Source organism: Leptolyngbya sp. FACHB-1624 (assembly GCF_047649235.1).
GTDB classification, from domain to species: domain Bacteria; phylum Cyanobacteriota; class Cyanobacteriia; order Leptolyngbyales; family Leptolyngbyaceae; genus Leptolyngbya; species Leptolyngbya boryana.
Map to the genome: position 1 here is coordinate 1,667,604 of NZ_CP180258.1, position 14,436 is coordinate 1,682,039.

At 46.6% G+C, this 14,436-nt stretch carries 14 protein-coding genes; 11 read left to right on the forward strand and 3 right to left on the reverse strand.

Annotated features, from left to right (window positions below; genetic code table 11):
* Positions 1–44: 44 nt before the first annotated feature.
* Positions 45–176: a hypothetical protein gene (locus ACMUEV_RS07695; protein WP_277880442.1), complete on the reverse strand. Its 132-nt coding sequence runs from the start codon at positions 174–176 to the stop codon at positions 45–47.
* A gap of 399 nt (positions 177–575) precedes the next feature.
* Here ACMUEV_RS07695 and ACMUEV_RS07700 point away from each other — a divergent pair, with 399 nt between their 5' ends.
* The 4 genes from ACMUEV_RS07700 (at position 576) to ACMUEV_RS07715 (ending at position 2,529) form a co-directional block, all read left to right on the forward strand.
* Positions 576–842, forward strand: coding sequence for a GlsB/YeaQ/YmgE family stress response membrane protein (locus ACMUEV_RS07700; protein WP_017289704.1), 267 nt, complete (start codon positions 576–578; stop codon positions 840–842).
* 163 nt (positions 843–1,005) lie between these two features.
* Entirely contained in the window at positions 1,006–1,269 is a 264-nt protein-coding gene (locus tag ACMUEV_RS07705; RefSeq protein WP_190652726.1) for a hypothetical protein, read from the forward strand.
* Positions 1,270–1,397: 128 nt separating this feature from the next.
* Entirely contained in the window at positions 1,398–1,868 is a 471-nt protein-coding gene (locus ACMUEV_RS07710) for an Hsp20/alpha crystallin family protein (RefSeq protein WP_190652725.1), read from the forward strand.
* A gap of 229 nt (positions 1,869–2,097) precedes the next feature.
* Positions 2,098–2,529 (forward strand): hypothetical protein, encoded by a 432-nt coding sequence (locus tag ACMUEV_RS07715; RefSeq protein ID WP_017289701.1) that lies wholly within the window; start codon positions 2,098–2,100, stop codon positions 2,527–2,529.
* Here the strand turns inward: ACMUEV_RS07715 and ACMUEV_RS07720 are convergent.
* On the reverse strand, positions 2,520–3,566 hold the full coding sequence (locus tag ACMUEV_RS07720) for a SpoIID/LytB domain-containing protein (protein ID WP_017289700.1): 1,047 nt from the start codon (positions 3,564–3,566) through the stop codon (positions 2,520–2,522). The two genes, ACMUEV_RS07715 and ACMUEV_RS07720, sit on opposite strands and share 10 nt — an antisense overlap.
* A gap of 85 nt (positions 3,567–3,651) precedes the next feature.
* Positions 3,652–3,972 (reverse strand): cytochrome c6 PetJ, encoded by a 321-nt coding sequence (gene petJ, locus ACMUEV_RS07725; protein ID WP_316428182.1) that lies wholly within the window; start codon positions 3,970–3,972, stop codon positions 3,652–3,654.
* 906 nt (positions 3,973–4,878) lie between these two features.
* Here petJ and ACMUEV_RS07730 point away from each other — a divergent pair.
* From ACMUEV_RS07730 to ACMUEV_RS07760, 7 genes are all read left to right on the forward strand, one after another.
* On the forward strand, positions 4,879–6,240 hold the full coding sequence (locus tag ACMUEV_RS07730) for a CmpA/NrtA family ABC transporter substrate-binding protein (RefSeq protein WP_190652724.1): 1,362 nt from the start codon (positions 4,879–4,881) through the stop codon (positions 6,238–6,240).
* Between the two features lie 83 nt (positions 6,241–6,323).
* Positions 6,324–7,184, forward strand: coding sequence for a nitrate ABC transporter permease (gene ntrB / locus ACMUEV_RS07735; RefSeq protein ID WP_190652723.1), 861 nt, complete (start codon positions 6,324–6,326; stop codon positions 7,182–7,184).
* Between the two features lie 167 nt (positions 7,185–7,351).
* The gene (locus ACMUEV_RS07740) at positions 7,352–9,352 is read left to right on the forward strand and encodes a nitrate ABC transporter ATP-binding protein (protein ID WP_190652722.1); all 2,001 of its coding nucleotides are present in this window, start codon (positions 7,352–7,354) and stop codon (positions 9,350–9,352) included.
* A gap of 158 nt (positions 9,353–9,510) precedes the next feature.
* Entirely contained in the window at positions 9,511–10,344 is an 834-nt protein-coding gene (locus ACMUEV_RS07745) for a nitrate ABC transporter ATP-binding protein (protein WP_190652830.1), read from the forward strand.
* Positions 10,345–11,212: 868 nt separating this feature from the next.
* Positions 11,213–12,289 carry a sodium-dependent bicarbonate transport family permease gene (locus ACMUEV_RS07750; protein WP_026148815.1) on the forward strand — a complete coding sequence of 359 codons (1,077 nt, stop codon included), beginning with the start codon at positions 11,213–11,215 and terminating at the stop codon, positions 12,287–12,289.
* An 81-nt stretch (positions 12,290–12,370) separates the two neighbouring features.
* Entirely contained in the window at positions 12,371–12,703 is a 333-nt protein-coding gene (locus tag ACMUEV_RS07755; RefSeq protein ID WP_017289691.1) for a P-II family nitrogen regulator, read from the forward strand.
* A 312-nt stretch (positions 12,704–13,015) separates the two neighbouring features.
* Complete coding sequence (locus ACMUEV_RS07760) at positions 13,016–14,377, forward strand: cation:proton antiporter (protein ID WP_242044676.1); 1,362 nt, start codon at positions 13,016–13,018, stop codon at positions 14,375–14,377.
* Positions 14,378–14,436 lie beyond the last annotated feature (59 nt).

Sequence of the window (14,436 nt, forward strand, 5' to 3'; positions counted from 1 at the left end):
ATCCAATCAGCCCCTTCAGTCGCAAATTTTAGTACTCCCGCAAGCTATTTGCTCGCTCTCCGCAAGTAAACCCAATGACGATAGTTCGGATGAACATGACCTTCTGGCTCACGTTGCGGACTGTGTTCTACTTGGGGTTGGTCTTTTTCCGAGTTCTGACGTTGAAAGAATTTCATAAGAGTCCTCCTCAATGAAGTAATTGCAGGAGGCACTTCCAAACCTGTCACCATGCAAATCGACGCATGTCCGAATCTTTTTTGTGCCCTGTGATACTATTTTAACTCACTTTACGTGAACGTCATATGACTTGAGATAGAATCTTATCCCTGCCGAAGTACGAGTATCAGAAAATTCTGAATGATGAATTAAATCGTTTTGTAAACTCGAAGTAAAAAATTGAACAATAGCTTTAGTACACTTACGGTCGTAGATTATTAAATAAAAATTTTATTGCTTTGTTAAAAGCAAAGAGGAAGATATAGTATCTCCACAGATAGAAAAAGTCGGTCGCTATTCTATACCTGCGATCGCACATTCTTATCAGCTAAGACTTTGAAGCTCTAGGAGAAACTTCTGTGAACATTATTGCTTGGGCATTACTTGGAATTGTCGCTGGCGCGATCGCTAAGCTGCTTTATCCCGGTCGCCAAGGCGGCGGCATTCTCAGCACCATGATTTTGGGAATTGCAGGCGCAATGCTAGGAGGTAGCTTATTCTCGCTGATCACGGGCGGCGGTAAGATTGCCATCTCGGTATTTAGCCTACCGAGCTTAATTGTGGCAATTCTGGGTGCAATGATTGCAATCTTCTTGTGGGGATTAGTCACTCGCAGCGCTTCTTAAGATTGTAAAACTCTTTTAAGTTCAACATTAGGGGTTGTACTACTTCTCTTCCTCTGAATAGGGAGATGAATTGTACGATCCCTTCTTTTTAGTAGAGGTCAAACTGCGATCGCAAATCGTATGCTGATGTGCATTCAAGATTTGTAACTAAGGTAAAACAGTGATGACCTACCTCGGACAGCACATCGAAATCACAGAGCAAGATTCCGGTTGGATTGGGGTCTGGTGGCATGAAGGAGGCATGATCCAGCTTGGATTTTTCCTGAACGCGCCAGATGCATGGCAAGCCGTTACAGAATTGATTCAGCGGGATTTAGCCGTACGCTGTTTACTTGGTGTCTTGGATGAATGGCGCGACTACGATCAGATTGATGACATTGAATATGCGCTAGGTGTCAATTCACTCGTCGAATTTGTCTTAGCTTAGCTTGTCTGAGCATAGTCGGTTAGCTCTACTCAGAGAGTACAGTTTACGCGACTGTCGATTGCCTCAAGATGCGGCACGATAAGGACATGAAGATTCAAGTTCTTAATCGTTTTTCAAGAGGTGACAAGATGTTAGTTCGTTACTGGCAACCCTGGCGAGAAATCGATACATTCCGTCGCCAATTTGACCAATTGCTTGATTCGATGGCTCCGATGACCCATGAGCCGACTGACTGGACTCCTGCAGTCGAATTAAAAGATACAGGTCATGAGTTTGTTCTCCGCGCCCAACTCCCTGGCATTGACGCAAAGGATCTTGATGTTCAGGTGACCAAAGATGCGGTTTCGTTAGCAGGTGAGCATCGCCAAGAATCAAAGACCGAAGAAGGTGGATTCTTTAGAAGCGAATTCCGCTATGGTAAGTTTCAACGAGTCATTCCTCTTCCAGTTGAAGTGAAGAATGATCAAGTCAACGCTGAGTTCAAAGATGGAATTTTGAGCTTGATCTTGCCGAAAGTTGATCAAGTCAAGACTGTGAAGTTGAATTTGGCAGATGCCACAGGCGCGATCGCAGGGACACCTGAACCGACCAACGCATAGTTTGCAGATTGAATTCTAAACAGATTGAACTCTGAAGAGGTGGAAGGCACGATCGTGCCTTCCATTTTTTGTGTGTGCTAGCAGTCAAATATGAATCTCTGCAAAACTCCGGATGTCATCTCAGAAGATTATGTCAAACTGAAACTGTCTCTTCGCAACAACGCTACAACAACCGCGAAAAATGAACTGATTCTGCATTCAATCGATCACACTCAGGATACTCAGTCCCATGCCAAACACAATCTTAATTGCAGACAAATTGCACCCGAACAAACAGCCTCTGTTTGAAAATGCAATCCTAACAACCGTCAACAATTTATATCAACAGATCCATCGCTCTGAACTGTCTTCGCCTGAATGTGAGCCGACTTGCTGCTTCATCAAGGTTGCATCATTGCTGAGTACCCACAAAGCACCTGCTCATCCCGCTGATTTACTCATCACAGCTAGCCTAGTCACGCCCAATTTTGCCCCGACCTTGATCCGGCTTTACGAACAAATGCCCGATCCAAAATTTGTCATCGCACTCGGAGGATGTAGCCCGATCGAGAATTCGCTCACTGCTGTAGGCAGTCTGATTCCAGTCAATACTTACATTATGGAATGCCCATTGCGATCGCAAACGCTGTTAAACGCGATCGCATCTTTGCATCATTCGTGATCCTGCTCAATCCGAGCAATTCCCGTTTTCGGATAGTAGCGTGCCAAAATCTGACGATAGTTATATCCTTGTTCGGCAAGGCTCAATGCTCCTAGTTGGCTCATTCCCTTGCCTCGAAAGGCTTCTGCGACAATATCATCCGATGCCGCATACAGCGACTCGACAATTCCGCCGCGATAGCTGACAAACTCCCCTGCGGTCTGATCAACCGCCCGATTGGTGGCATCTGCTTCTCTAGAGATACCGCTATAGACTTGAAAATATTCGTCAGACCCCATGTGATAAAGCGGTTGAGCACGCCGGAAATAGTAAGTTAAGGCATACGATCGCGCCGCAACGGCTTGAGCTTTTAGCGCTTCTGCACTCCAGCTAGGTGAAACTTCACTGGCAACGACACTATGCAAATAGTGTCGCAAATTAATATAGTTCACGACCCAAATTCTTCCGCCTTGAGCCGCGAGTAAAAATCGACCTCGGTACGGTTTGTCTCCAAGATAGAGAATTCCGTTCGGCGGGGGCTGAATCATCACCATTCCTGGTAATTGTCCGTTGCCGAAATTCATGCGATCGCCAATTCCCTGAATCGGGTAAGAATTTCCAGACGAAAGTTGACCGATGGGCTTTCCTTCTCCATCCAGAATCGTTGCACCTTGAGAAGCCGCGATCGCCAAACTCGGTTGTCCCATTGCGATCGCAACTTGCATTTCAATTAATGAATCAACCGTTCCAATCGAAGCCATCAATGCCGCTTTGGTTTTCGCATTCAGGGCAGCTTCTTCTGGAGTAAATTGCTTCGGATCAACGGGCGTTAACGTCTTTTTTGGAGCGGGAGACTTAACGGGTTGCGCTAATTTCGGCGGAGGTGAGGGTAACGCGATCGGGCTTGGCAACGGAGATGCGATCGGAGAAGGCAGCGGTGCAGGTTCACTATGACTTTGCTGATTCAAATAAACGCCAGCCAGCGGAATTAATGCCAGACACGGAACCAATAACCAGGGACGCTGTTTTAGCCACTCTAAAATCGATTTACGCCACATATGAATAAAGTGCGGAATTCAGGATTGAATATTCGGAACAGATCTCCACCTTACCCTCTATTCAAGCCTGAATTCCAAAATCCGCTTACCAACCTTTCTCTGCTTTATCTAAGACGTAGAGTGCAACGGATTGGATTTGGTCATCGCTGAGACGACCTTTGAATGCGGGCATTGCGCCTTTGCCATTCGTCACTTGAGCAACGATCGCTTCAACTGTATCTTTGCCATTTGCGGTCAGCGCATCTTTCTTTAAAGTTTTTGCGCCGTTAATTGCGTTACCGCCGCCTGCATGACAAGCTGCACAGTTTGCATTAAAGACTTTTCCGCCTGCTGCTGCGTCGGCCGCAAATGCAGGTTGGCTGATCAATGTGGTTAGAAACACCACAGACAGGACGATTGTAGCCAACAGTGTTCTCATTCTGCGAATCATTTTGTTCTTCTCTTAAACGTCAACATTCGGTAAGCAGTTCTCACCAGTGTCATGCTGTCTTCAGGAAAATCCCTACGTCAAAAGACAGCGCGTAAAACTTTTCGGTTTCGTTATTAACCGCAATAGTTCGTTACCTGAGATGCAAATAAAGGTTTACAGAAGTTTACAGTTTTAGGGCTTTCAGTAATGATTCATTGTGGATTCGCTCAATGGATAGAGCAACCCAATTAATTACCTTAATTTCATCTATTCATCTCAAAGAATCAATGCCATTATTGAATCTCATCAATGTATGTTTGATTTTGATAATTCCAATGAGTTGAGCCTATGAGATGAGGAGAGATACTTTCTAAAAAATAGAAATAAGTCTATTAATTTAGGCCATATACAAATTATTTAAAACATGCGTAGTCTTCTCACAGTAGGAATTTCAGCAGAATACATAGTATTTTTTCAGCTGTAACTCATCACTAATATATCCTTTGCTTATCGGAGTAATTACTATCCAGGAATGAGAATCTATAGACTGAAATCCATCTATTAGATTTGAGATTTATGGTCTTATTTGCACTTCAACGTCTAGACTTTCTACAGAATTTCAGAGTATCTTAATATTCAACAGATTAATCAAGTTTGATTGACTTAAACAAGTGAGTTAAACCGATTAATAACTGCCAAAGCTGGTCTAATTTTTGCGGCTCAAAGGGCTGCTTTTGCTTGGTGTGATGCAGCAATTCAACTTAATTTTTGTCGTTGAATTTGCACATTAGATTTTCGCAGTCTGAATAGCTAGACTCCAGTGATTACAAGAATCTCTGGATCAGATTCGCTTGCTCAATCGAGCGCTTAATTTGTTGATTTATCTATGTTTGGGAGTTGGATATGAAGCGTTTTTCGTCGATGTCACGGCGCAACTTTTTATTAACAGCAGGAGCAACTACTGCTTCTACGCTCTTATTAAAAGGATGTCTAGGAAATCCCCCAGAGCAGACGACCGGTGGACTACAAGCTTCTCCCGTTGCTAATGTAGGTTCTGCCGTCAAAGCAGGCGAAGAACCTGAAGTTAAAACGGTCAAATTGGGCTATTTACCGATCGTTGAAGCAGCCCCGCTGATCATCGCTCAGGCAAAAGGTTTCTTTGCCAAGCATGGCTTAACTGAAGTTTCGCTCGATAAGCAAGCAAACTGGGGTGCAGCCCGCGATAACGTCAAAATTGGCGCAGGTGGCGGCGGAATTGATGGGGGACAATGGCAAATGCCGATGCCCTACTTGATTTCTGAAGGCATTATTACCGATGGCGCTCAAGTTCCAATGTATGTATTGGCGCAATTAAACACTCAAGGAAACGGAATTGCGATCGCCAATAAACACTTAGGCAAAAACATCGGAGTCAAGCTCGCAGATCAAACAGCATTCTTCAGCGGTCTGAAATCTCAAGGCGGACGCTTCAAAGCTGCTTACACCTTCCCCAAAGCAAACCAAGAGTTCTGGATTCGCTACTGGCTCGCAGCAGGCGGCATTGATCCAGTCGAAGATGTAGAACTGCTGACAGTTCCAACTGCACAAACCGTTGCAGACATGAAACGGGGGGCAATGGATGCCTTTAGTACTGGCGACCCTTGGCCCGCTCGAATTGTGTCAGATAAGTCTGGATTTATTGCTGCCTTGACCGGAGAAATCTGGAAAGCCCATCCAGAAGAGTACTTAGCAGTACGGAAAGATTGGGTTGATAAGCACCCCAAAGCAACGAAGGCATTGCTCAAGGCAGTGATGGAAGCCCAGCAATGGTGTGATGATTTCAACAACCGGGCTGAAATGGCAAAAATCTTTTCTACTCGTGAGTATTTCGGACTGCCAGAGGATATCATCCTCGAGCCGCTCATGGGCAAGTACAACTTGGGTGAGCGCACCGTCGATGACAAATCACTGGCTGTGATGTACTGGAAAGATAGCAAAGGCAGCGTGTCTTACCCTTACAAGAGCCATGATCTGTGGTTCTTAACCGAAAGTGTCCGTTGGGGCTTCCTGCCACAAAACACGCTAGACAAAGCGAAAGAAATGATTGATAAAGTCAATCGCGAAGACCTCTGGAAACAAGCTGCTCAAGAATTAGGAGTTGCTGCTGCTGACATTCCCACCAGTACATCCCGAGGCGTGGAAGAGTTCTTCGATGGAGTCAAGTTTGACCCAGAGAATCCCAAAGCTTATCTCGACAGCTTAAAGATTAAGAAGCTAGCAGCGTAGTTGCTAAATCGGTGCATCTCGCACTTTGAATGACTTGTCTGATTTGTTAAACACTTACCGCAGTTAATAAGGAGCAAACCGTCATGACTATCGCCCGGAAGCGGACACCTAACGGTGAGCCGAAGGCAACGACAACATTCCCCGCCTTCACTTGGGACGACAAGACCAAAGAGACACTCGACAACATTCTGATGCCGATTGGAGCATTGTTCGGATTGCTCGCCCTTTGGCAAATTCTGACCATGATTGTGCCGACCGATTTGCCAGGGCCTTTCAAAGTCATTGAAGAAACTCGGATTTTGATTCTATACCCGTTCTATGACAAGGGTGGCACAGACAAAGGGCTATTCTGGCAAGTGTTCTCCAGCTTGCAACGGGTTGCAGTTGGCTATACGTTTGCCGCAGTGGTAGGCATTAGCTTAGGCATCTTGGTTGGATTGAACAAACGTCTTTCAAAAGGTCTCGATCCAATTTTCAACATCTTAAGAACTGTTCCGCCTTTGGCATGGGTTCCGATCGCACTTGCTGCATTGAAGCAAAACCAGCCTGCTGCACTGTTCGTGATCTTCATTACTGCAATTTGGCCGATCTTAATCAACACCGCAGTGGGAGTCCGACAGATTCCGCAGGACTATAACAACGTTGCTCAAGTGCTGCAATTGCCCAAGTCGGAGTACTTCTTCAAGATTTTGATTCCCTCTGCACTGCCTTACATCTTTACTGGATTGAGAATTGCAATTGGTCTGGCTTGGTTGGCGATTATTGCAGCAGAGATTGTGATGTCCGGGATTGTGGGGATTGGCTTCTTTATCTGGAACGCTTATCAGAACAGTCAGGTGAGTGAAATCATCTTAGCCTTGGTTTACATTGGCTTAGTCGGTTGGTTGCTCGATAACCTGATGGCATGGCTTCAGAATAAGATCTTGCCGCAAAGCCAACGGTAATCCAAGAACTAGCGCGCTTGCTCCACTGCGGTAGCAAGAGGTGAAGGATGATGAGGACTGGATTTGTTCTCCGACGTTTGCGCCTCTGCATCCTTCACTTTTTATCCCAGCGATCGTTCTCTATCCCGTTCTGAAACACTTAACCACTGTCGTTCCAGGTTTTAGTTATGACTTCCTTTGTTACTGTCGAAAGTCTTGAAAAGACCTTTGCCCTTCAAGGTGGTGGCAGCTACGTTGCACTGAAGGGAATTGATTTAGAAATTAAGCAGGGCGAATTTATTTCCCTGATTGGTCACTCGGGTTGTGGGAAATCTACCTTGCTGAATATGGTGGCAGGTTTAGATTTACCGACAGATGGTGTCGTGATGCTGCAAGGCGAGCAAATCCTGCGCCCTGGTCCCGATAAAATGGTGGTTTTTCAAAACTACTCGCTCTTGCCTTGGATGACCGTGCGCCAAAACATTGCGCTGGCGGTTAACAATGTGATGAAAGATCTTTCAGCAGCAGAGCGGAACCAAATTGTTGAAGAACACATTGATTTAGTTGGTCTTCGACATGCCGTGGATAAGCCACCGGATCAGCTTTCTGGCGGAATGAAGCAGCGAGTCGCGATCGCACGGGCGCTAGCAACTCGTCCGAAGCTCTTACTGCTAGATGAGCCTTTCGGTGCGTTAGATGCGCTGACTCGCGGGAACTTGCAAGAGCAATTGATGAAAATCTGCGAAGAGAGCCATGTAACAGCAATCATGGTGACGCACGATGTCGATGAAGCTTTGTTGTTGAGCGATCGCATTGTCATGCTCACGAATGGACCCGAATCAAAAATCGGGCAAATCATGGAAGTAGACATTCCTCGCCCTCGCAAGCGCATGGAAGTCGTCAATCATCCCAACTACTACAGCTATCGCAGTGAAATCATTTACTTCTTGAATCAGCAAAAGCAGAGCAAGAAACTGAGAGCAAGAAAAACAACCGCGATCGCTCGTCATGGCTTAGAGAAGATCAATCTTGAAATCGGATTTGTCCCGCTCACAGCTGCGGCTCCCCTGATCATTGCCAAAGAGAAAGGCTTCTTCGCGCATCATGGCTTAGATGAAGTCAACTTAGTGCGTGAATCAAGCTGGCGGGGAATTCAAGATGGTATTGCGGGCAAATATTTAGATGCCGCACAAATGCCTTCTGGGATGCCTGTTTGGTTAACCGTCGGTGGACTAGGAGAACCCCTCCCTGTCGTCAGTGCTTTAACCATGACCCGAAACGGAAATGCAATTACACTCGACAAGCGATTCTTTGACAAAAGCATTACCACCTTGGCTGAGCTAAAGCGGATGCTGCTCGAGAGTGTAGATGAACGGCATACTTTCGGAGTCGTTCACCCGGCTTCGATGCACAACCTACTCTTGCGCTACTGGCTCGCGGCAGGTGGAGTCGATCCAGATAAAGACTTAACCATTTCAACCATTCCGCCAGCGCAGATGGTTGCTCAGCTAGAAGCTGGAAACATTGATGGTTACTGTATTGGTGAACCTTGGAACATTCGGGCTTCGCTCGACAAAATTGGGTATACGATCGCAACTGACCTAGAAATCTGGGATGGTCATCCTGGTAAGGTTCTAGGCGTTCGAGAAGATTGGGCGAATACTTATCCCAACACCCACGTTGCCCTCGTCAAAGCACTGCTCGAAGCTTGTGCTTATTGTGCAAATCCAGAAAATCATCTAGAAGTTCAAGCGATTCTGTCTCAACCGCAATATCTCGATTGCGAGATGGACTACATTGGGCTTGGCGATGGCAGCCATAGTACTTGTGACATTAAAGGGTCGCCGCGCGAGAACTCACACCCTCAGTTCTTTGGAGCAGGGGTCAACCGTCCCAGCCGGACAGAGCATCTTTGGATTCTGACGCAGTTGGCTCGGTGGGGCGATATTCCCTTCCCGCGGAACTGGGTGGAAATTCTAGAGCGGATTTGTAAGGTGAGTGTCTTTAGTATCGCGTCTCGTGAACTTGAACTAGAGGATGTTTCCTACAGTCGCGGACCAATTCAACTGTTTGATGGCACAACCTTTACCGCAGAAGATCCAATCGGCTATCTCAACCACCTCAAGATTAAGCACGATGTCTACATGGCAGACATTCCGCTAAAAGCTCCAGGCATTCTGGCAGCTTAAGGTGTGCGCGATCGCGAATCCACACATTCGCTCGATCCTCCAGATTTGGAGGATTAAGAGAACACCGATCCGTCGATCGCGCAGCAACACCGCCGTGCTACCTCATTCTGCACATCAACCCTCTCCTAACCATGCAAACCACTCAATCATCTAGAACAATGGTGACTTCGGCACAATCTGCACAAAGCTCTGCGTCCAGAGCAGCCAATCCCTTTCTCGTGATCGATCAAGTCTCCAAAGTGTATCCCACCAAAGATGGGGACTACACTGTTTTGAAAGATGTCAACCTCACTGTCAATCAGGGCGAATTCATCTGCGTCATTGGTCACTCCGGTTGTGGAAAATCCACCCTGCTCAACATGGTGAGCGGATTTTCCAAGCCCACCACAGGTTCTGTCCTGCTACAAGGTAAACCGATCGAGAAACCCGGTCCCGATCGTATGGTCGTATTCCAGGGATATGCATTGCTTCCTTGGCTCACCGTGTTTGAAAACGTCTATCTCGGGGTCAACGTCGTTTACCCTGACAAGCCCAAATCTGAAAAAACTCAGATTGTCAAAGACTTTTTGGCAATGGTTGGGCTAGCCGATGCAATGGAGAAAAAACCCACCCAAATCTCAGGCGGGATGAAACAGCGAGTTGCGATCGCCCGTGCGCTTGCCATTTGTCCAGAAGTTTTGATCTTAGATGAGCCATTTGGTGCATTAGATGCCATCACCAAAGAAGAATTGCAAGAAGAACTTTTGAAGATCTGGAACACTCACAAATGCACGGTGTTGATGATTACGCATGACATTGATGAAGCGTTATTTCTTGCAGATAAATTAGTGATGATGACTAACGGACCTGCGGCAAACATTGGAGAAGTGATGGAGATTCCATTCCGCCGTCCTCGAAATCGTGGGCGGATGATGGAAACACCAGAGTATTACAAACTGCGAAACTATGCATTGGATTTCCTCTATAATCGCTTCGCTCACGACGACGAATAACGTAACTAATCTTCAGGAGCCAGTGAAGGGCATTCAATTGAAATCTAATACTAAAAATTAGTATTGAATCCCCTTCATTACCGAACGAATGCAATGCCCAACGCTCTCAAAAGTTTGCTTGCACCGAAGCCTGTCCCAAGTAGTTGAACAGATGCGCTACTTTGAATCGATTTATAAGAAGCGCATCTATTTTTTCTCTCTCATCGCCAAAACGTCTCTCTGGCTTCTGTCCAATTCGCTTGATTTACAAAATAGAAGAAGAAGCTTAATTATAGATATTCTTAGGACTCAAGATTGGGCGAATTCAATACTGTTCGTAGATGCCCATGAAATAGCGCCAATCTATCAACAAATATCAATACTGTTCAAAAGTCTAGAGCGAATTAAGAGGTTTTTCTTATTCGCTCCATTTGGTTTTTCTTGGATTTTCATCTATTTAAGACTAGACGGAATACAAGAAATAACGATAAGGTTATTTCAATCATTTACTTGAACTGAATATAGTTAATCAAATCGTTCGTGGGGTCAATCATATCGATTGATTGAAATCAATGATTTTCCCACTGACATTGATCAACTACTTCAAAATCAGACGCTGTTGAGATTAATTCATGAGATTGATCTAGGGATTTTTGCGCCCAATTTTCTTGAGCAACGGCGTGCAGTTCAGTCCCTTTTTGGAGAGGAACATGGCTCAATTTTTAGACTCATTTTGGAGAGTGACCCTTGTGAGCGCCCTGACTACAGGTTTTCGTGCACCACAGGTGTTTCAAGAGTGAAGCGCCTCACTCTTACTCTCGATTAACTCTTGAAAGTTCATTCAGTTCATTCACTGCAACACTCCTCGACAGAGGAGAAGGAGGTATTTATGGATTTTTGGTCCTTGTTTGTCATGGACTTCGTGCAGCAGTTGCAGTCCCCAACACTCGCTTTTTTGATTGGTGGGATGATCATTGCTGCTCTCGGGAGTGAATTGGTAATTCCCGAGTCGATTTGTACAATCATCGTCTTCATGCTGCTCACCAAAATCGGTCTGACCGGTGGCATTGCTATCCGTAACTCCAACCTGGCGGACATGGTGTTACCCATGATCTGTGCAGTAGTCGTAGGGATTCTGGTTGTCTTCATCGCGCGCTATACATTGGCGAAGCTGCCAAAGGTCAAAGTCGTCGATGCGATCGCGACTGGAGGATTGTTTGGAGCCGTGAGTGGCTCCACGATGGCTGCTGGACTGACAGTACTGGAAGAACAAAAAGTGCCATTCGAGGCATGGGCAGGCGCACTCTATCCCTTTATGGATATCCCCGCCCTCGTGACTGCGATTGTGGTCGCCAACATTTATCTCAACAAGAAGAAGCTGAAGGCTGCACAGGCGCATCTCACCGAGGAGGAGTATCTCAGCAAGCAGGAGTATCTCAGCAATCAAGGGGCTGCGAATAATCGGGTCAAGATATGGCCGATCATTGAGGAAAGCCTTCGGGGTCCTGCCTTATCAGCAATGTTGTTAGGTCTTGCGCTTGGCATATTCACCCGACCAGAGAGTGTCTATAAAGGTTTCTACGACCCTGCCTTTCGCGGCTTGCTCTCGATCTTGATGTTGGTCATGGGCATGGAAGCATGGTCAAGACTTGGCGAACTGCGCAAGGTGGCTCAATGGTATGTCGTGTATAGCGTGGCAGCACCGTTTGTGCATGGGCTAATCGCCTTTGGTCTCGGCATGATTGCCCACTACGTTGCAGGATTCAGCATGGGCGGTGTCGTGATCCTGGCTGTCATTGCTTCCTCTAGTTCAGACATCTCAGGTCCACCCACGTTGAGAGCGGGTATCCCATCGGCTAACCCCTCTGCCTATATCGGCGCGTCCACAGCCATCGGTACACCCATTGCGATCGGCTTATGTATCCCGTTCTTCGTCGGTCTCGCCCAAGCGATCGGCGGACTATAATGACGGGCCGTGGTCTGTCGGTGTTCCCTTAGCTCGACAGACCCAGCATGTTAATGTACATCGTTTAAGGAAACAGCCAATATGTCTAAGAAAGCCAACAAGCTTGTCATCGTTACGGAAAAGGTTCTGCTGAAAAAGGTCGCCAAGATCATTGAGGAATGCGGGGCAACCGGTTACACAGTGGTGGACACTGGCGGTAAAGGCAGTCGCAACGTGCGCTCTACAGGTAAACCCAACACTGCCGACACCGACTCGAATGTGAAGTTCGAGATCCTCACCGAAACTCGGGAGATGGCTGAGAAAATTGCAGATCAAGTTGCATTGACGTTTTTCACCGATTATGCCGGCATTGCCTATCTCTGTGAAGCAGAGGTACTGTACGGGAGAAGTTTCTGTGGACCAGAGGGCTGTTGAGATCATCTCAACACTCATTTGCCCCCGTTACTCATTGAAAGCTATGACTCCGGCAATGATTGAGAGTGCATTTTTGAGGCTGGAACCCTTGAAAATTCTAGATTTTCTTTGATAGCTTTCATTGTCGGTTTAATAGGCTTGTCTCGATCCAGGCAACCGCATCCAAAGCATGAGAGTCTTTGATTCGATCGGTTGCTTTTTTCATAACTGTCCGCAGTTTGATGAATCTTTCAAACCCTTAACCTTCGTTGTTCTAAATTCATGATTTTGTCCAACATTCTGCATCCTTTTAGTGGGGGGATAGCCGCTCTCATGACTCCAATACCATTCCTGGCGACCGCTGTTGCTGAAGATTCACCCCTAATTCTGTCTGGCGTATTGCTGACGCTGGTGGTGATTTACCTAGCCAGCAAGCTCGGCGCAGAAGTCGCTAGGCGATTAGATTTTCCGCCCGTTTTGGGGGAACTGGTCGCGGGTGTGATTGTCGGCGTTTCAGCATTGCATCTGGTGATCTTTCCCGAAGGGGGGCTATCTGCCTCTGACTCGGTGATTATGTCAGCGCTGCAAGGATTAAATCAGTTAGCACCGGATGCGATGACTCGGATCTTTGAGTCGCAAAGTGAAGTGATTTCGGTTCTGGCTGAAATCGGCGTGATTATTCTGCTGTTTGAAATTGGACTGGAATCCGATCTGCGACAGCTAAAGGAAGTGGGAATTCAAGCCACGGTGGTCGCCTGCGTCGGAGTCGCAGCACCTTTTGCAGCGGGTACGGCAGGGTTAATGATGCTCTTTCATGTCGCAGCAATTCCAGCAATTTTTGCGGGAGCCGCATTAACGGCAACGAGTATCGGCATTACCTCTAAAGTGTTGTCAGAGCTAGGTCAACTCAAATCCAAAGAAGGGCAAATCATTGTTGGCGCAGCAGTGATTGATGATGTCCTCGGCATTATTGTTCTAGCTGTCGTCGCTAGCTTAGCTAAAACGGGTGAGATTGATGTTGCCAATGTCATTTACTTGATTGTCAGCGCGACGGCATTTTTGATGGGTTCAATTTTGTTGGGGGGTATCTTTAACAAAACTTTTGTAGCGATCGTAGATAAGCTCAAAACCCGTGGAAATATTGTTATTCCGGCATTCATCTTTGCGTTCTTTATGGCATTTTTAGGGAATGCCATTCATCTCGAAGCGATTTTGGGCGCGTTTGCAGCGGGTTTGGTGCTCGATGAAACCGATGCCCGGAACGAGTTAGATGAATTAATCAAACCGATCGCCGATTTACTGGTACCCATCTTCTTTGTGACAGTGGGAGCGCGTGCCGACCTCGGTGTGTTGAACCCGACAGTACCGGAGAATCGGGCGGGTCTCTTGATTGCTATCTTTTTGATGGTGGTAGCGATTATCGGCAAGCTGATCACAGGTTGGGCAGTGTTCGGACAACCCGGCATCAATCGAGTGGCGATCGGGGTTGGGATGATCCCTCGAGGTGAGGTAGGTCTAGTGTTTGCTGGCATCGGCTCAGCTAGCGGCATTTTGGATAAGCCGTTGGAGGTATCGATTATTATCATGGTCATTCTGACAACTTTTCTGGCTCCACCCTTTTTACGGGTTGCCTTTGGTTCATCCACAAATTCCATCCCAGAATCTACCCCGGCTGTGGAAACAGCTAGCAAGTAACGGTTTTACGAGATTACATCTGTTTACTCAACAGATGTAATCGATGATTGTGGCGCGAT